This window comes from Mesorhizobium sp. A556, from assembly GCF_054489545.1.
Genome location: NZ_JBTMXA010000002.1, coordinates 397,886 through 414,533, shown reverse-complemented (window position 1 = coordinate 414,533; position 16,648 = coordinate 397,886). Strand labels below are relative to the sequence as shown.

Genomic DNA, 16,648 nt, shown 5'->3' with positions numbered 1-16,648 from the left:
GAATAGTCCCTTTCCGAGGACTATCTTCAAGGAATCGCTTTTGTGTCAATTACTCACAAAGGTGGCGCTTCTTCCGGCTATGATGTTCGCGGCTCCCCTACCTCCGCTTTCTCGACCCGCGCCGCGCGCGTCAGCAGGCGCTGGTAGAACAGGCCGATGCCGATCAGCACGCCGCCCAGTCCGATGAACGACAGCGCGCGCAAAACACCTTCCAGTTCCGACATATCGAACAGGAAGACCTTCAGCACCGAGACCGAGATCAGCGCGGCGGAAGCGATGCGCAGCACTTGCGATTTCAGCCTGACGCCCAGCGTCAGAAGCACCACGCCCATGACCAGCCACAGCGCCGAATAGGAATAGGTCTCCCATTGGCCAAGGCCGTTCCACAGGCCGATGAACTCGCCCTTGAACAGGCGCCTGACCGACAGCGTGGCATAGGCGAAGACAAGCAGGGCAGCGACCAGCGCCAGCATCGCCGAATACCATCTCGGCCGCTTGCCGCGCGCATAGAGCGCCAGCGTACCGGCGGCGATCGCCGGCAGCAGATAGGCGAGCAGCAGGAGGTTGAACACCGGGATGCGGCCGGTCGACTCATCGGTGAACAACGGGTTCAGCGCCCCGAAATGCTGGCCGACGATGAACAGCACCGAAACCACGCCAAGGCCAAGCGAGCCATAGCGCAGCACGGAACTTGGCGAGCGCATGTCGATGCCGATCAGGATGGCGGCAAAGCCGAGCGCAATCAACGTGTAGATCGCCTGTTCGGCAAGCGTCGCAGCGCTATCGTCGATGACGCCGCCATGCATGGAGTGACGCACCAGCATCGCGACCGTCAGCAGCGCAAACAAGGCAGCACCCGCTTCCATGACAAGGCGCGGCCGGCCATTGGTGCTGCGCGCCAGTTGCCAGGCGCAAAAACCGAAGGCGAGCGAGGGGACGCCGTAGCCAAGCAGCAGCCAGTTGAAGACCGGCGTTTTTGAGAGAAATTCCGCGCCGACGATGGTCGTATCGTAGGAGACGCGGCAAAGCACCGCGACGAGCGCGCCGGCTGAAAGCCAGCCCAGAACGGGATAGCCACGCCAGCGTGTAGCCAGCGCCGGCAGCACGGCTGAGGCACCCAGCAACACCGTCGTCAGGCCGGAGCCGAACGCCATGTGCAGCATGACAAGGGCGGCAATGCCGGCACCACTGAGCGCGAAGGAAACCGCAGGCCCGCCCCGAAGCGGCGGCTGTTCGACGCGCGCGATCCATTCGCCGCCGGCGGCAAAGGCGACGACCAGCAGGGCTGTGATCGCGGCGTAGAAAAGGTCGCGGTCCAGATTGCCGTAAGTCGTCCATAGCGACAGCAGAACGACCAGCGGCACGGCCACGCCCCATGCCGTCCACGATGCCGCGCGCACAGGCGCGGAGGCGGCGTAGCGACGCGATGTCCAGAACCCGGCCGCCAGGAAAAGCGCCGATAAAACCACGCCGATACGGCCCATGGGAGCGTCGGCAGTTACGCGCCGGATGCCCTCGAACGTGTGATAGAAACCGGAAAAATCGAAGGACAGCGACGCAAACGGCATCTGCAGCAGGTAGATGAGCACTGTCACGGCACCGGCCGCATGGAGCAGCGGCAGCGCGCCGCGCCGGTAGACGGCCGTGGCCACAAGTGCTGCGATCACGATTGCAGCCGGCCACGCGCCATTGGCGGCATAGGCCGGATGGACGGACAGGATGAAGGCCGAATAGGCGACGAACAAAGCCGGCGCCAGCGACGGCCAGTCGATGGCTTCGGCCGGTTCAACACCCTCGTCACGGCGGGCAAGCCAGATAAACGACAGGACCAGCAAGGTGACGGCATCGATGAACAGGACGACCGGGAAATTCGCGGCCGGCGCGTTGACCATGTACAGCACCGTCCACAGGCCGGTGCCGACGAACCCCGACGCGGCCAGGAATTTCCAGTCGCGGATGCGGGCAATGGCGGCGGTTGCGGCAAGCACGATGGCTAGATAGCCGAACAACGCCCACGGCTTGGGCGATTGCGAAGCAACGAGCAGCGGCGTCGCCAGCGAGCCGAGCAGGCCAAGACCGGCAAGCGCCTGGCCGTGAACGAGCGCGGCGGCGATGGTGGCCACGCCGACCAGCCCCAGCAGGAAGAAGGCGAATGCTGGGCCGATGAAGCCGTAAATACCGTGCGCCGCATAGACCGCCCCGAACAGGGTGAACGCGCCCGCCGCCGTCAGGATCGCCGGAATATAGGCGCCGGCTACGCCCTGGATTGGCACCTTAAAGCCGGTTCGGCGGATGAATTCGCCGGCACCGGCCAGGAAAACCCCGAAAATGGCGGCCAGGGTCAGCCGCACGCCCGGCCCGAGCAGGCCGGATTCGATGCTGTAGCGGACAAGGAACAGGCCGCCGAAGGCCAGGGCCACGCCGCCGACCCAGACCGCCCAACGGGTGCCCAGCGCCGTTTCTATATCGGGATTTTTGCGCCGGGTTTCGGTTACCGGTTCCGCCGGCTTGGCTGCATCGCGCGCCACGGCCCACGGTCCGGGCACTGTTTGCGCGGGTTCATCCGTATCGGGCGCAACATCCGCCTCGTCCTCGGACAGGTGTGATTCGGTCAGGATCGGAGCCGCACCGCCAGCCGCAACATTGCCCTCGGCTTCCCCGGAGGCGATCCTTGCTTCGGTGGACACCTTCGCCGCCGGGCTTCCCACGCCGACGCTCTTGCGCAGCACCGCCAACTCGCCCTCGATGCGGTTCAACCGCTTGTGCTGGCGCACAGCGACGACACAGAGAACGATGAGCGCAAGAATGCCGATCTCAAACATGGCGGTTCCCTCGAAAGACCGTCAGTTGAAGCAGCGCGTCAGCGCGCCACCAGATTTGCCGCCAGATTCGCTGCTCGCAAGAGCGAGCATGTTTCGGGGCCGAATGCCAGCGATTTGCCGCCGAACGGCGAGGCGCGGCCGGGATGCAGTGCAGTCAAGCGGCGGTTTCTCCGGTGACGGCGCGCCGCGCATAGTGCTTGCGCAAGGCACCCAGAAAGCCGGCGCGGGCATCGGGTTCGCTAACCCCGCGCGGTTCGTAGACATGGCGGGAGAAGAAAAACCCGGTCAGATGGAAAGCCTCGTCAATGGCGGCCGCGTCGGCATGAAGGCCCGAACCGCGCCGCAGGAAGGCCGGCAAGGCCAGTATCTTGTCGCGCCACGGCGCGCCGGCCTCGCGCGAAACAGCCCTGCCCGACTTCGGCGAGACATAAACGAGATCGTCACGCCGGCCTGTGGCCGCGCACTGCGAAAGGTCGAGGCCGAAACCGAGTTCGTCCAGCACCAGAAGCTCGAAACGCGCCACCAGTTCGCCGGCGGCATCGGCATCGTCCAGATGCTGGATCATGACGCCCAGCGTCTCATACAAGCCGCTATGGGCGTCGCGTTCGGGCAGCAGCCGCAGATGAGCGGCGAGCAATTGAAGCCCGTAGACGGCAATGGCGCTGTCCATCAGGCGCGCGGCATTCATCTCGATGGGTTCGGCCTGAAACGTGCCGAGATGCTCGTCGAGGCGCGCGCGCCACAGAAGGTCGACATGGTTGCCCGGCTGCAATACAGGCTGCTGCTTGCGCGAGCGACCGCCGCGCACGATGCCCAGATGCCGGCCATGCGCGCGCGTCATCACCTCCAGAATGGCGCTGGTTTCGCCATGCTTGCGGGTTCCCAGAATGATTCCCTCGTCGCGCCACTCCATCGGGCGACCTTTCACCGCTTCGGCGGCGAAATCAACAACGGGAACCCCTGTGCCGCCAGTTTCAGCCGGATAGCGCCCTATCGTAGCCGGTATCGATATCCCGGCCGACGACAAGCGCACGCTTCAGCTTCGGCTCGATTTCGTGATAAGTGCTGTCGGGCAGCACGCCCAGCGCATCGAGCGTCTTGCTGAAGAAACATCGGACGGCGGCGGCCGTGACGATGTCGAAGATCTCGCCGTCCGACAGGCCATGCCCGCGCAACGCATCGACGTCGGCCGGGGTGATCGACGTGGCGTCACGCACCACCTTGGCGGCGAACTGCATGATCGCCCGATCCTTCTCGTCCAGAGGCGAATTGTCCGCCCCCTCGACGACGGCCTGAAGTTCCGATGCCGTGTAATGCCCGTGCAAGAGCACGCTGCCATGCGCCAGCATGCAATAGGAACTGTGCAGTTCCTTGGCCGCCGCCATGGTGACGAGTTCGTAGCGGCGCAGGTCCATGCCGGATTTTATGCTGGCAAGCAGCCCGTTCCACGCCTCCATCACCTCGGGGCGGTGGCTGAACGCCTTGACCATGTTGGGCAGATAGCCGTAGCCGGCAAGCGCCCTTTCGAACATCTGGAACGTCTTGGAGCCGGGATCTGGATCGGTCCGGGTACTGATGTAGGCCATCGCTCACCTCGCAGACTGCGGGCAAGCATAGCGCAAAAACGGTCGAAACGGAATGGCCAAGCGCGATCCCGCGCGCGATCAGCGCGGGAATTCGAGGCCCATCTCGCGGTAGCGCTCGGGGTCGTCGCCCCAGTTCTCACGCACCTTCACGAACAGGAACAGATGCACCTTCTGGTCGAGAATGCCGGCGATCTCCATGCGCGCCAACTGGCCGATGGCGCGGATGGTTTCGCCCTTATGGCCGAGCACGATCTTCTTCTGGCTGTCGCGCTCGACATAGATGACCTGCTCGATGCGGACAGAACCGTCCTTCTTTTCTTCCCATTTTTCAGTTTCGACATGGGAGGAATAGGGCAGTTCCTGATGCAGGCGCAGATAGAGCTTTTCGCGCGTGATCTCGGCGGAAAGCTGGCGCATCGGCAGGTCGGAAATCTGGTCCTCCGGGTAGTACCAGGGGCCTGCGGGCAGCGCTTCGGCCAGATAGGTCAAAAGATCCTTGCAGCCGGAGCCGGTCAGCGCCGACACCATGAAGGTGCGCTTGAACGGCACGCGCTCATTGGCCGCCTGCGCCAGCGCAAACAGCGCCTCGTGCTTGACCCGGTCGATCTTGTTGAGCACCAGCGCCATCGGCTGGCGCACATCCTTCAGCCGCTCGAGAATGGCGTCTGCGTCGCCGCGTATGCCGCGCTCGGCATCGATCAGCACCAAAATGACATCGGCGTCCTTGGCGCCGCCCCAGGCGGTGGTGACCATGGCCGTGTCCAGCCGGCGCTTGGGCTTGAAGATGCCCGGCGTGTCGACAAAAACGATCTGCGCGTTGTCATGCGTGGCAATGCCGCGCACCAGCGCGCGCGTGGTCTGCACCTTGTGCGTGACGATCGACACCTTTGCGCCGACAAGCTGGTTGAGCAGCGTCGACTTGCCCGCATTGGGCGCACCGATCAAGGCCACGAAACCGGACCGCGTGGCGGGGGCGGCTTCTTCCGGAGTGCCGTCTTCGGCAGCGGTCATTCAACTATTCCCTTCGTCGGTCCAGACGCCTTCGCGCCTCAGAAATGCGGTGGCCGCCGCTTCTTCGGCAACCCGGCGCGAGCCGCCGGTGCCCTGCGAGGGCGCAAAGCCGGGCACCGCCACCGAGACGGTGAAGACCGGCTGGTGATCGGGGCCTTCGCGCTTTTCTATTGTATAGTCGGGCCGGGCATCGCTGTCCCTGGCCAGCCATTCCTGCAATTCGGATTTCGGGTTGACGGGCTTGGTCACGACCATGCTCAGGCGCGGTTCCCAGTAGCGCAGCACGAAAGCCCGCGCCGCGTCGATGCCGCCGTCGATGTAGATCGCCGCGATCAGCGCCTCGACCGCGTCCGCCAGGTAGTTTCCGCCAGAGCCGCGCATGCGCGCCTTGAGGGAAGCGTCGGCACGCACGAAATCCGCCAGATCGAGTTCCGTCCCGATCGCGGCACAACTCCGTGCGTCGACCAACGCGTTGAAGCGCGGCGCGATCTCTCCTTCGCGCGCGTCGGGAAAGCGGCGAAACAACATGTCGGCAACGATCAGCCCAAGCACGCGGTCGCCCAAAAACTCCAGGCGCTCGTTGTTGGCTACCGCCTTGACCGCGCTGGAGTGGGTAAGCGCCGTTTCAAGCAGGCGCAAATCCTTGAAGGCATAGCCCGTCTTTGCCGCGAGAGCCTTGGCCAGTGCTTCACCCGTGGGCCGGTTCAGGCCCATCAGCGGATAAATTGGAACAGGCGCGAAGCCCGCATCTCGGACGGCCATTTCCAGATCTCGAGCGGGCTGTAGCCGCCGGCAATCGAGAAGAAGATGATATTGGCGCGGCCGACAAGGTTTTCCGAGGGAACGAAACCGACCGAAAAGCGGCTGTCGCTGGAATTGTCGCGGTTGTCGCCCATCATGAAGTAATGATCGGCCGGTACGTCGAATTCGCGCGTATTGTCGCCGAGGCCATTCTGCGTAAGGTCCAGCGTATCATAGGAAACGCCGTTCGGCAGCGTCTCGCGATAGACATCGACGGGCCGGCTGACTTCGGTAATGTCCGGATTGTCGATCTGCCCGACTTTTTCGCGCGGCACGCCAACGCCGTTGATGAAAAGCTGTCCGTCCTTCACCTGAATCTTGTCGCCGGGCAGGCCGATGACGCGCTTGATGTAGTCGATCGACGGGTTCGGCGGGAATTTGAACACAGCCACGTCGCCGCGCGCCGGCTCCGATCCCCAGATGCGGCCGGAGAAGATGTCCGGCGAGAACGGCATCGAATAGCGCGAATAGCCATAGGACCATTTGGTGACGAACAGATAATCGCCCTCCAGCAGCGTCGGCCGCATCGAACCGGAGGGTATAGAGAACGGCTGGAAGAAAATCGTGCGGATGACCAGCGCCAGCAGCAGCGCCTGCACGATAACGCTGACGGTCTCGCCTAGCCCGCCGGTCTTCTTCTGGGATTTTTCAGCCACGCTCATATAGTCCTCGATTTATGCGTTGGTTGTATAGGGGCTCGGCGGACGCGGGGCAACGTCCGCAGGGCCAGCCGGAGACCACTATTGGGGCGGTAATTCGGCCAAAACCGCCTCGACGATCACAAACGCTTGAGCCAACGGGAAATCGTCGGTGATGGTGAGGTGGATCACGGCGCGGTGTCCGGGCGGCAAGAGCGTTGCAAGCTGGACCGCAGCTCCTCCGGAAAGCGCCATCGTCGGCTTGCCGCTGGGCAGGTTGACGACGCCCATGTCGCGCCAGAACACGCCCTGCGCAATGCCAGTGCCGAGCGCCTTGGCGCACGCCTCCTTGGCGGCAAAGCGCTTGGCGTAAGACGCTGCCCGCGCACGCCGCCCTTCCGAGCGCGCCTGCTCGACCTCCGTATAGATGCGCTGAACAAAGCGCTCGCCATAGCGCTCCAGCGATTTCTCGATGCGGCGGATGTCGATCAGGTCGCTGCCAATGCCGACGATCATTCGGCGGGGGATCCGGCGCCGCCACCGGCCATGGGCGAATCTTCGTGCCGCAAGGCCGCGCGATCGGCCGTGCGCTTGCGGCGCTGCTCGCGGAATGCCGCCATTGCCCAACGGGTGATGCCGTAGAAGACAAGGCCGGACAGGATGCCGAGCGGAACAGCGCCGACGGTCAACGGCTTCAGCACAGGTCCCCACAATTGATGAAAGCTCATGTCGTGCAGCATGGCGCCCAGATGCGCCGGCGCGCCGTCGGAGCTTATATGCCGATGCAATATGAGCTTTCCCGTCTCCCACGAAGCGCCCCACAAAAGCGGCACCGTCAGCGGATTTCCGCCGACCGCCGCCCCCAGCAAGGCCGCGACCAGATTGCCGGCAATCAGCCAGCAAACCAGGGCTGCGACGACGAAATGCAGGCCAAGCGGAAAAAAAGAAGCGAATACGCCGGCAGCGACGCCGGCGGCGACGGCATGCGGCGTTGCTCTCAGGCGCAGGATGCGTTTGGAAAAGTACTGCAGGGAGCGCGAAAAGGAACGGCGCGGCCACAGCCATACGCGAAACCGCCCCCAAGTGCTCTCCGCTCTTCTTCGTTTGAATAACATCCGCCGACTTTACCGCCTCAACTTCGATCCTAACAACATCAAATATTACGGCTGCCCGGTTTTACTGCCGGAATGGCCGCCAGTTCCGGCGGCAAATTGTCTGCCGGATAGGCCGGAACCTCGTATTCGGCTAATGCGATCAGCGGAACGCCGACATCGGACTTGCCGGCCGAACGGTCGATGATGCAGGCGGCGGCGGCTACCTCAGCGCCAAGCTGCCGCAAGCAGTCGATCGTCTCGCGGATCGACAGGCCGGTGGTGACGATGTCTTCCACGATGACGACGCGCGCGCCCTTCTCGATGTCGAAGCGGCGCAGCCGGAACACGCCCTGCTCGCGTTCGACCCAGATCGCCGGCACGCCGAGATGGCGCGAGGTCTCATAGGCGGGGATCAGGCCGCCAATGGCCGGACCGACCACATAATCAATTTCGCCCTGCACGTTTTCGCGAATCTTCGCCGCCAGCGCCCGGCACAGGCGCTCGGTCTTGTCGGCATGCATGAACACGCGCGCCTTTTGCAGGAAGACCGGGCTTCGCAGGCCGGAAGTCAGGATGAAATGCCCCTCCAGCACGGCCCCGGCAGAGCGGAAAACGTCGAGGACTTCTTCAGTTTGCATAATTTTCCCTTGCGTCGTCGGGCGCCAATTCAGATGAGTAATCACCCAAACCCCTACCCGTTCACCCGCCGCGCATCGCTGACGCTCGAATTATCCTTGAGCTGCGACAGCAGCCGATTCAGATGTTTCAGATCCCATACTTCGAGATCGATCAGCATCTCGGTGAAATCCGGCGCCGTGCGTATCATCGAAAGCGTATGGATGTTGGCGTCGTTCGAGGCGACCACCTGCGCTATATCAGCAAGAGAACCCGGCGCATTGATGGCGGTGACCGAAACGCGCGCCGGAAATCGCTCCTTGTTGTTCTCGTCGATGTCCCAGCGCACGTCGATCCAGCGTTCCGTCTGGTCGTCGAAGGCGGTCAGCGACGGCGACTGGATCGGATAGATGGTGATGCCGGAACCCGGCTGGACGATGCCGACGATACGGTCGCCTGGAACCGCGCCTTCGGGCGCGAAATGCACCGGCAAATCGCTGTGCACGCCACGGATCGGCAAGGCGCCGTCCTTGGCCTGGCCCTTTTCGCGCCGCGCCGCGCGGCCGGGAATCTGGAACAGCATGCCGGCGGCATTGCGGATGCGCGACCAGCCCTCCTCGCGCTGCTTGGGCTGCACCTGCGTGACGCGCTCGTCCTGGTAATCGGGAAAGACCGCCTTCATCACGTCGCTCGAGGCCAGTTCGCCCCGCCCGACCGACGCCAGCACATCCTCGATGTCCTTGCGCGCCAGTCGGTGCAGGACCGGCTTCAGGCTTTCCTTGGTGTAGGTCTTGCCGGCGCGCTGGAAGGTGCGCTCCAGAATACGCGCGCCAAGCCCCGAATATTGCTTGCGGATCGCGTTCTTGGTGGCGCGGCGGATGGCCGAGCGCGCCTTGCCGGTGACGACGATCGATTCCCACGCGGCGGGCGGCACCTGCGCCTTGGAGCGGATGATCTCGACCTCGTCGCCATTTTTCAATTCCGTCATCAGCGGCATGACCCGGCCGTTGATCTTGGTGCCGACGCAGGTGTCGCCGACATCGGTGTGGACGGCATAGGCGAAGTCGATGGGCGTCGCCCCGCGCGGCAGCGCGATCAGCATGCCCTTCGGCGTGAAGCAGAACACCTGGTCCTGGAACAGTTCCAGCCTTGTGTTTTCGAGGAAATCCTCCGGATTGTCGCCTTCGGCAAGCTGCTCGATGGTGCGGCGCAGCCAGGCATAGGCATTGGTGTCCTTGGAGATGGTATTGGCCGCAGCGCCATTTGCCTTGCCGCCCCCCTCCTTCGAACCGAAGTCCTTGTAGACGGAATGCGCCGCGACGCCATATTCGGCGATCTGGTTCATCTCGCGGGTGCGTATCTGCAATTCGACGCGCTGGCGCGACGGCCCGACAATGGTGGTGTGGATCGAGCGATAATCGTTCTGCTTGGGCGTCGAGATGTAGTCCTTGAAGCGTCCCGGAACCATCGACCATGTGGTGTGGATGGCGCACAGCGCGCGGTAGCAATCCTCGACGCTGCCGACGACGACGCGAAAGCCGAAAATATCGGACAGTTGCTCGAAAGAAAGCGCCTTGGCCTCCATCTTGCGAAACACCGACCATGGCTTCTTCTGGCGGCTTTTCACTTCCGCGTCGATGGCATCTTTTTCGAAAAGAGCCGACAAGGCGTGCTCGATCTCGCCCAGCACATGCTTGTTGCGCTCAAAAAATTCGGCCAGACGCCCCGTCACCATGCGGTAGGCTTCCGGATTGATATAGCGGAACGCCAGTTCCTCGAGTTCCTCGCGCATGCCCTGCATGCCCATGCGGCCGGCCAGCGGCGCATAGATCTCCATCGTCTCCTCGGAGATGCGCAGGCGCTTGGCTTCGGGCACGTGATGCAGCGTGCGCATGTTGTGCAGGCGGTCGGCCAGCTTGACCAGCAACACGCGCACGTCTTCCGAAATCGCCAGCAGGAGCTTGCGCAGGTTTTCCGCCTGCTCGGCCTTCTTCGACACGAGGTCGAGTTTCTTCAGCTTGGTCAGCCCCTCGACCAGTTTGCCCATTTCAGGGCCGAACAACTCGTCGATCTCGGCGCGGGTGGCGGTGGTGTCCTCGATCGTGTCGTGCAACAGGGCAACCGCGATGGTCGCCTCGTCCATATGCATGTCGGTGAGGATGGCGGCGACTTCGAGCGGATGAGAGAAATAGGGGTCGCCGGAAGCGCGCTTCTGGAAGCCATGCTTTTGCATGGCATAGACGTAGGCCTTGTTGAGCAGCGCCTCGTTGACGTCGGGCTTGTAGCGCTGGACGCGCTCGACAAGCTCATATTGACGCATCATGGGCGGCTTCTCACGGGCTAAAATGAAACATGCGCCACAAGCATATGCAGCGCATGTCATAAATAGCGATGAACGTTTCCGTGCGAAAGCGCCGGATGTCGCTCAATCGGTCAGAAATCGTCGCTTTTCTCGGGCGCGACAAGACCTTCGATGCCGGCCAGCAGGTCTTCCTCGGTCATGCGGTCGAAGGTGATGTTCTCTTCGACGTCGTCGGAATCGGCGGCCGCGGTCACCTGATCGGCAAGCGCCTCGCCATCCGCCTCGGGCTCGTCAACCTCGACATGCTTCTGCAGCGAGTGGATCAGGTCTTCCTTCAGGTCGTCGGGCGACAGCATTTCGTCGGCGATCTCGCGTAGCGCCACGACGGGGTTCTTGTCGTTGTCGCGATCGACCGTGATCGGCGCGCCCTGGCTGATCTGGCGGGCGCGGTGGCCGGCGAGAAGCACCAGCTCGAAGCGGTTGTTGACTTTGTCAATGCAGTCTTCAACGGTTACGCGGGCCATGAATGCCCCTTTCATACAATGGATGTGACGGAAAACAGACGCGGTCCATAACCCGAATGCCGATAAAACACAAGCACGCCGGCACACACATGCTCCCCACCACGCAGCGTTTCCATCACAATCGCTTGCATATCCATGAAGCGGTCTGGAAAGCCACAAAGCCGCCGCTATTTCTTCAAATGACAGGTAGGTCGGAATTTACCGATACCACCTGTACCGCATATTTGCCGCTATTGCATAAAAGGGATATTTCCATGTTCGACGCCCGCGAAAAGATCGCTCTTTTCATCGACGGGGCCAATTTATACGCCACTTCACGCGCACTCGGCTTCGACATAGACTACCGCAAGCTTCTGTCGAGCTTCCAGAAGCGCGGCTACCTGCTACGTGCCTATTACTACACAGCGCTGGTGGAAGATCAGGAATACTCCTCGATCCGCCCGCTTATCGACTGGCTCGACTATAACGGCTTCAAGGTCGTCACCAAACCGGCCAAGGAATTCACCGATTCGGCCGGACGGCGGAAGATCAAGGGCAATATGGACATCGAGCTGGCGGTTGATGCGCTCGAACTCGTCAGCAAGGTCGATCACTATGTCATCTTCTCCGGCGACGGCGATTTCCGCACGCTGGTGGAAGCGTTGCAGCGCCAGGGGGCCAAGGTTTCGGTGGTGTCCACCATGGCCTCGCAGCCGCCGATGATCTCCGACGATCTGCGCCGACAAGCCGACCATTTCATCGACCTCGTGTCCTTAAAGGCCGAAATCGGGCGTGATCCCACGGAACGCCCCGTGCGGCGGCCGGAACCTGCCGCCGGCGAAGAGGAAGACTATTGAGCGTGGCCGGCATGACCGCCTCGCCGGAACCGGGTCACGACTGCCCGCTATGCCCGCGCCTGCATAACTTCATCGCCTTGTGGCGCCAGCGTGAACCTTCCTGGTTCAATGGCCCGGTGCCCGCCTTCCTGCCGCCCGCAGGCGAGGATGCGGTGCGCCTGTTGATCGTCGGCCTGGCGCCTGGCCTGCGCGGCGCCAACCGCACCGGACGGCCCTTCACCGGCGATTATGCCGGCGATCTGCTTTACTCGACGCTGATTTCACATGGGCTTGCGCGCGGAAAATTCGAGGCGCGCGTCGATGACAGTCTCGAACTGGTAGGCACGGCTATCGTCAACGCGGTGCGCTGCGTGCCGCCGGAAAACAAGCCGGTCGGCGCGGAAATCGCCACCTGCCGCACCTTCCTGATCCCGACCATTGCCCGTTTCAGGAACCTCGAAGGCATCTTGACGCTCGGCACCATCGCCCATCAATCGACCGTGCGCGCGCTGGGCGGGAGGGTCGCCGCGCATCCGTTCAAGCATGGCGGGCAAAGCGCAATCGGCGCCCTGACCCTGTTTTCCAGCTACCACTGCTCGCGCTACAACACCAATACGGGCGTGCTGACGACGGAGATGTTCGTGAATGTTTTCAAGGAGATTGCTGGATTTTTGGCAGTAGGGCAGTAGGGCAGAGCATCAATAGGCGTTGGCCGTGTCAATAAGATTGCAGGCGAATTTCCAGCCTGAGCCGACATATTGCCCTACTGCCTTATTGCCCTATTCCCCTATCCGCGCTCTTTTATCAGCCGGCCCTTTTCGCGGTTCCAGTCGCGCTGTTTTTCGGTTTCGCGCTTGTCGTGCAGTTTCTTGCCGCGCGCTACCGCCAGCAGCAGTTTGGCCCTGCCCCGCTCGTTGAAATAGAGCTTTAGCGGCACCAGCGTCATGCCATCGCGCTCGATGCTGTGCGAAAGGCGCGCCATTTCGCGTTTCGACACCAGCAGTTTCCGGCGGCGGCGCGGTTCGTGGTTGAAGCGGTTGGCCTGCAGATATTCCGGCAGATAGGAATTGATCAGCCAGATCTCGCCGCCCTCGACGGAGGCGTAGGAATCCTGGATGTTGGCGTGACCGCCGCGCAGCGACTTGACCTCGGTGCCGCTCAGCACCAAGCCGGTCTCGAGCGTGTCGAGTACCTCATAGTTGAAGCGCGCCTTGCGGTTTTCCGCGGCGACCTTGCTGTTGGGATCGGATTTTCTGACCTGGTTCATGATGGAAAGAGGTGGGCCCTCATCCTCAATTAATCAAGCCGGCGTGCTTCATCGCCGCGTCAAGCTTTGCAGCCGTCTCGGCTTCGACGACCAGCAGCGGCGAGCGCACCACGTTCTCGATCTTGCCCAGCTTGGAAAGCGCATATTTCGCACCCGAAACGCCCGGTTCCATGAAGATCGCCTTGTGCAGTGGCAACAGCCGGTCCTGCAATTCCAGCGCCTTTTCCTTGTTGTTGGCCAAGGTCGCAACCTGGAATTCGGCGCACAGGCGCGGCGCGACATTGGCCGTCACCGAAATGCAGCCTACCCCGCCATGCGCGTTGAAACCCAGCGCCGAAGCATCCTCGCCCGACAGCTGGATGAAGTCCTTGCCGCAGGTTGCACGCTGTTCCGAGACGCGCTCGACCTTGCCGGTCGCATCCTTGACGCCAACGATGTTGGGGAAATCATGCGCCAGCCTGCCCATCGTCTCGGGCGACATGTCGATGACCGAGCGTGGCGGGATATTGTAGATGATGATCGGCAGGCTCGTCGCGCCGGCCACGGCGGCGAAATGCGCATAAATGCCGTTCTGGGTCGGCTTGTTGTAATAGGGCGTCACCACCAGCACTGCGTCCGCGCCAACGCTCTCGGCATATTTTACGAGCCCGATGGCTTCCTGCGTGTTGTTGGAGCCGGCACCGGCAACCACGGGAACACGCCCCTTCGCGACCTCGACGCAGGCCTTCACCACCTGCCGATGTTCGTCATGCGACAGCGTCGGCGACTCGCCGGTGGTGCCGACCGGTACCAGACCCGTCGTGCCTTCCGCGATCTGCCATTCGGCGAATGCACGAAAGGCTTTCTCGTCGAAACGACCGTCCTGATCGAACGGTGTCACGAGCGCGGTAAGCGAGCCTCTCAGCATTTCGTCAAACTCCTTGAAACCCTCGGGTTTCATTGCCTTTCTGGATGTTGCCCGGCTTCTAACCCAAAGCAAGGCGGCGCACCATAGTCTCGACAACGTTACGGAGCAACAAACACATGGCGGTCAAATGCCTGTCCAGCGTTGCGTTTACATTTGATTCACCAGCCTTTCACAACCGGCGATTAGGCTTGCGACAGGAAGCGCCTATCTAAAGGACATGCCGGAGCAGGAACGACCCCACAAATGACCGTGAAACGGCCATACCGAGCAACCATTCTAGGCCTAATCATCGTCCTGTTTCCAGGCGCGGTGCTCGACGCCGGCATCTACACGCAACCGACGTTTGCGATCCCCATGCCGAGCCTCGATCGTGATGCCAGTTCCGTCAGCCAGCTCAAGAGCGGGCTGGATGCGTTGGCCGCGCACGACATCGACGGCGCGCGCGCGATACGCGACGCACTGCCCGAAAATTCGCTCGACCGGCATGTCCTGGCCTGGACGATCGCGCTTTACGGCGGTGACAAGGTGTCGAGCCGCGACATCGCCGCCACCGCCAGGATGCTGCCGGATTGGCCGGACCTGTCGGCGCTGCGCAGGAACGGCGAACGCGCGCTCTACCGCGAGAACCCCGATGCGCAAACCGTCGTGCAGGCATTCGGCGGCATGCAGCCGCAAACCTTCGAAGGCGTGGTGCTGCTTGCCCGCGCCTATGTGGCGCTGGGGAACGTTAAGGCGGCGCAGACCGTTTTGTCGCCCTTCTGGCGAACGGAAAAACTGGAGGCCAAGGACGAAGCGGCGATCCTCGCGGAGTTTGGCGCAGTCATTCCGGTGGCCGACCATCGTTTCCGTATGGAACGCATGTTTTATGCCGACCGGGTCAATTCGGGGCTGCGCGTGGCAGCGCTTGCCGGGGCACAGCCATTGGCCGATGCCTGGGCCGCCGCGATCCGCGGCGACAAGACCGCACCCGATCTGTTGAAGGCCGTACCGCCCGATCAGCGCTCGGCCGGCTATTTTTTCGCCGAGGCCGAATATTTGCGCAAGCAGAAGAAATATAGCGATGCCGCTGCCGTGGTGATGAAGGCGCCGACCAACCGAGCGGCGCTGGTGGACCCCGATGCCTGGTGGGTGGAACGCCGCGTCCTTTCGCGCGAGCTGGTCGACGAGGGCGACATGAAGACCGCCTATGCGATCGTGGCAGCGCACGCCGCCGAAAGCCCGGCAAGTGCTGCCGACGCCGAGTTCCATGCCGGCTGGTATGCGCTGCGCGGCCTGAACGACCCGCAGCGTGCCGCAAGGCATTTTTCCCGGATCGCCCAATTGGCGGACGGCCCGATCTCGCTGTCGCGCGCCTATTACTGGCTGGGCCGCGCCGCCGAACAGGGCGGCCCCGGCAACGCGAAGGAGTATTTCGCCAAGGCGTCGGCCTATGGTACGACCTTCTACGGCCAGCTTGCCGGCGAGCGCATCGGCCGCCATACGCTCACCATCGCCTATCCCGAGCCATCTGCCGCAGAGCGCAAGGCATTTTTCGAGCGGGAGGCGGTGCGCGCCATTCTGCGCCTGCAGGAAGCGGGTTACGGGCGCTTTGCCAGCGCGCTTTACCGCGATCTCGCCGGGCAGATAGAGAGCCCCGGCGAACTGGCGTTGCTGGCTGGAATGGCAAAGCAACAGGGCAGCGACTTCCTCGCCCTGCGGGTTGCCAAAATCGCGGCGGGGCGCGGCATCGATGTCGGGGCGCTATCGCACCCGATCGGCGTCATCCCCGATTCGGCCGATATTTCCGGCTCGGGCAAGGCGCTTGCCTATGCCATCGCGCGTCAGGAAAGCGAATTCAATGTCGGCGCGGTTTCGGGTGCTGGCGCGCTTGGGCTCTTGCAACTCATGCCCGGCACCGCCATGCAACTGGCGAAGAAGGCCGGCATGCCGTTTTCGCAAGCGCGCCTGACCACCGACGCCGGCTACAACGCGACGCTCGGCGCTGCCTTTCTGGGCCAGCAACTGGACCGCTTCGACGGCTCTTATGTGCTGACCTTCGCCGGCTACAATGCCGGCCCCAACCGCGCCGCTCAATGGGTAGCGCGCTATGGCGATCCGCGCGGCAAGGACATCGATACCGTCGTCGACTGGATCGAGCGCATTCCCTATACGGAGACGCGAAGCTATGTGCAGCGCGTGCTGGAGAATTACGAGGTCTACAAGATGCGCCTTACCGGAAAATACGACATTGTCGGCGATCTGGTGAACGGGCGCGGCCAATGACGGC

Annotated in this window: 16 protein-coding genes; 3 read left to right on the top strand and 13 right to left on the bottom strand. The window is 62.8% G+C overall.

The genetic code is table 11. The features are described from left to right. Nucleotides 1–77 precede the first annotated feature (77 nt). The 11 genes from ACX3P0_RS06570 to rpoZ form a co-directional block, all read right to left on the bottom strand. The gene (locus ACX3P0_RS06570; RefSeq protein ID WP_459087393.1) at nt 78–2,822 is read right to left on the bottom strand and encodes a DUF2339 domain-containing protein; all 2,745 of its coding nucleotides are present in this window, start codon (nt 2,820–2,822) and stop codon (nt 78–80) included. Between the two features lie 154 nt (nt 2,823–2,976). Beyond that, nucleotides 2,977–3,735 carry a DNA repair protein RecO gene (recO, locus tag ACX3P0_RS06565; RefSeq protein ID WP_459087392.1) on the bottom strand — a complete coding sequence of 253 codons (759 nt, stop codon included), beginning with the start codon at nt 3,733–3,735 and terminating at the stop codon, nt 2,977–2,979. A 61-nt stretch (nt 3,736–3,796) separates the two neighbouring features. Continuing rightward, a complete protein-coding gene (locus ACX3P0_RS06560) occupies nt 3,797–4,408 on the bottom strand; it encodes a carboxymuconolactone decarboxylase family protein (RefSeq protein WP_459087391.1) in 612 nt (203 codons plus the stop codon). 78 nt (nt 4,409–4,486) lie between these two features. Next, nucleotides 4,487–5,419 carry a GTPase Era gene (gene era / locus ACX3P0_RS06555; protein ID WP_459087389.1) on the bottom strand — a complete coding sequence of 311 codons (933 nt, stop codon included), beginning with the start codon at nt 5,417–5,419 and terminating at the stop codon, nt 4,487–4,489. Beyond that, nucleotides 5,420–6,133 (bottom strand): ribonuclease III, encoded by a 714-nt coding sequence (gene rnc / locus ACX3P0_RS06550; protein WP_459087864.1) that lies wholly within the window; start codon nt 6,131–6,133, stop codon nt 5,420–5,422. Beyond that, nucleotides 6,133–6,882 carry a signal peptidase I gene (lepB, locus tag ACX3P0_RS06545; RefSeq protein ID WP_459082303.1) on the bottom strand — a complete coding sequence of 250 codons (750 nt, stop codon included), beginning with the start codon at nt 6,880–6,882 and terminating at the stop codon, nt 6,133–6,135. The genes rnc and lepB overlap by 1 nt, the downstream gene beginning before the upstream one ends. A 78-nt stretch (nt 6,883–6,960) precedes the next feature. Next, on the bottom strand, nt 6,961–7,374 hold the full coding sequence (gene acpS / locus ACX3P0_RS06540; RefSeq protein ID WP_459082304.1) for a holo-ACP synthase: 414 nt from the start codon (nt 7,372–7,374) through the stop codon (nt 6,961–6,963). Beyond that, the gene (locus ACX3P0_RS06535; RefSeq protein WP_459082305.1) at nt 7,371–7,973 is read right to left on the bottom strand and encodes a DUF2062 domain-containing protein; all 603 of its coding nucleotides are present in this window, start codon (nt 7,971–7,973) and stop codon (nt 7,371–7,373) included. Before ACX3P0_RS06535 ends, acpS begins: the two co-directional genes overlap by 4 nt. 38 nt (nt 7,974–8,011) lie before the next feature. Beyond that, complete coding sequence (gene pyrE, locus ACX3P0_RS06530) at nt 8,012–8,590, bottom strand: orotate phosphoribosyltransferase (RefSeq protein WP_459082306.1); 579 nt, start codon at nt 8,588–8,590, stop codon at nt 8,012–8,014. A 53-nt stretch (nt 8,591–8,643) separates the two neighbouring features. Beyond that, nucleotides 8,644–10,890: a RelA/SpoT family protein gene (locus tag ACX3P0_RS06525; RefSeq protein WP_459082307.1), complete on the bottom strand. Its 2,247-nt coding sequence runs from the start codon at nt 10,888–10,890 to the stop codon at nt 8,644–8,646. A gap of 110 nt (nt 10,891–11,000) precedes the next feature. Next, nucleotides 11,001–11,393: a DNA-directed RNA polymerase subunit omega gene (rpoZ, locus tag ACX3P0_RS06520; RefSeq protein WP_459082308.1), complete on the bottom strand. Its 393-nt coding sequence runs from the start codon at nt 11,391–11,393 to the stop codon at nt 11,001–11,003. Between the two features lie 254 nt (nt 11,394–11,647). Here rpoZ and ACX3P0_RS06515 point away from each other — a divergent pair, with 254 nt between their 5' ends. Then, entirely contained in the window at nt 11,648–12,229 is a 582-nt protein-coding gene (locus tag ACX3P0_RS06515; RefSeq protein ID WP_459082309.1) for a LabA-like NYN domain-containing protein, read from the top strand. Between the two features lie 11 nt (nt 12,230–12,240). Continuing rightward, nucleotides 12,241–12,897 carry a uracil-DNA glycosylase gene (locus ACX3P0_RS06510; RefSeq protein WP_459087863.1) on the top strand — a complete coding sequence of 219 codons (657 nt, stop codon included), beginning with the start codon at nt 12,241–12,243 and terminating at the stop codon, nt 12,895–12,897. Nucleotides 12,898–12,995: 98 nt separating this feature from the next. On the opposite strand, the gene smpB is transcribed toward ACX3P0_RS06510, so the two are convergent. After that, nucleotides 12,996–13,475 carry an SsrA-binding protein SmpB gene (smpB, locus tag ACX3P0_RS06505; RefSeq protein WP_459087387.1) on the bottom strand — a complete coding sequence of 160 codons (480 nt, stop codon included), beginning with the start codon at nt 13,473–13,475 and terminating at the stop codon, nt 12,996–12,998. A 25-nt stretch (nt 13,476–13,500) separates the two neighbouring features. After that, nucleotides 13,501–14,382, bottom strand: a complete 882-nt coding sequence (dapA, locus tag ACX3P0_RS06500) for a 4-hydroxy-tetrahydrodipicolinate synthase (protein ID WP_459087862.1) — start codon at nt 14,380–14,382, stop codon at nt 13,501–13,503. 243 nt (nt 14,383–14,625) lie between these two features. Here dapA and ACX3P0_RS06495 point away from each other — a divergent pair, with 243 nt between their 5' ends. Further along, nucleotides 14,626–16,644, top strand: coding sequence for a lytic transglycosylase domain-containing protein (locus tag ACX3P0_RS06495; protein WP_459087385.1), 2,019 nt, complete (start codon nt 14,626–14,628; stop codon nt 16,642–16,644). Nucleotides 16,645–16,648: the final 4 nt, after the last annotated feature.

What these genes read in the sequence shown, in the direction of transcription:
- pyrE (WP_459082306.1), bottom strand. Translation starts at nt 8,590, where the DNA reads ATGCAAACTGAAGAAGTCCTCGACGTTTTCCGCTCTGCCGGGGCCGTG.
- ACX3P0_RS06560 (WP_459087391.1), bottom strand. Translation starts at nt 4,408, where the DNA reads ATGGCCTACATCAGTACCCGGACCGATCCAGATCCCGGCTCCAAGACG.
- recO (WP_459087392.1), bottom strand. Translation starts at nt 3,735, where the DNA reads ATGGAGTGGCGCGACGAGGGAATCATTCTGGGAACCCGCAAGCATGGC.
- rpoZ (WP_459082308.1), bottom strand. Translation starts at nt 11,393, where the DNA reads ATGGCCCGCGTAACCGTTGAAGACTGCATTGACAAAGTCAACAACCGC.
- ACX3P0_RS06535 (WP_459082305.1), bottom strand. Translation starts at nt 7,973, where the DNA reads ATGTTATTCAAACGAAGAAGAGCGGAGAGCACTTGGGGGCGGTTTCGC.
- dapA (WP_459087862.1), bottom strand. Translation starts at nt 14,382, where the DNA reads ATGCTGAGAGGCTCGCTTACCGCGCTCGTGACACCGTTCGATCAGGAC.
- rnc (WP_459087864.1), bottom strand. Translation starts at nt 6,133, where the DNA reads ATGGGCCTGAACCGGCCCACGGGTGAAGCACTGGCCAAGGCTCTCGCG.
- era (WP_459087389.1), bottom strand. Translation starts at nt 5,419, where the DNA reads ATGACCGCTGCCGAAGACGGCACTCCGGAAGAAGCCGCCCCCGCCACG.
- ACX3P0_RS06570 (WP_459087393.1), bottom strand. Translation starts at nt 2,822, where the DNA reads ATGTTTGAGATCGGCATTCTTGCGCTCATCGTTCTCTGTGTCGTCGCT.
- ACX3P0_RS06495 (WP_459087385.1), top strand. Translation starts at nt 14,626, where the DNA reads ATGACCGTGAAACGGCCATACCGAGCAACCATTCTAGGCCTAATCATC.
- ACX3P0_RS06515 (WP_459082309.1), top strand. Translation starts at nt 11,648, where the DNA reads ATGTTCGACGCCCGCGAAAAGATCGCTCTTTTCATCGACGGGGCCAAT.
- smpB (WP_459087387.1), bottom strand. Translation starts at nt 13,475, where the DNA reads ATGAACCAGGTCAGAAAATCCGATCCCAACAGCAAGGTCGCCGCGGAA.
- lepB (WP_459082303.1), bottom strand. Translation starts at nt 6,882, where the DNA reads ATGAGCGTGGCTGAAAAATCCCAGAAGAAGACCGGCGGGCTAGGCGAG.
- ACX3P0_RS06525 (WP_459082307.1), bottom strand. Translation starts at nt 10,890, where the DNA reads ATGATGCGTCAATATGAGCTTGTCGAGCGCGTCCAGCGCTACAAGCCC.
- acpS (WP_459082304.1), bottom strand. Translation starts at nt 7,374, where the DNA reads ATGATCGTCGGCATTGGCAGCGACCTGATCGACATCCGCCGCATCGAG.
- ACX3P0_RS06510 (WP_459087863.1), top strand. Translation starts at nt 12,241, where the DNA reads ATGACCGCCTCGCCGGAACCGGGTCACGACTGCCCGCTATGCCCGCGC.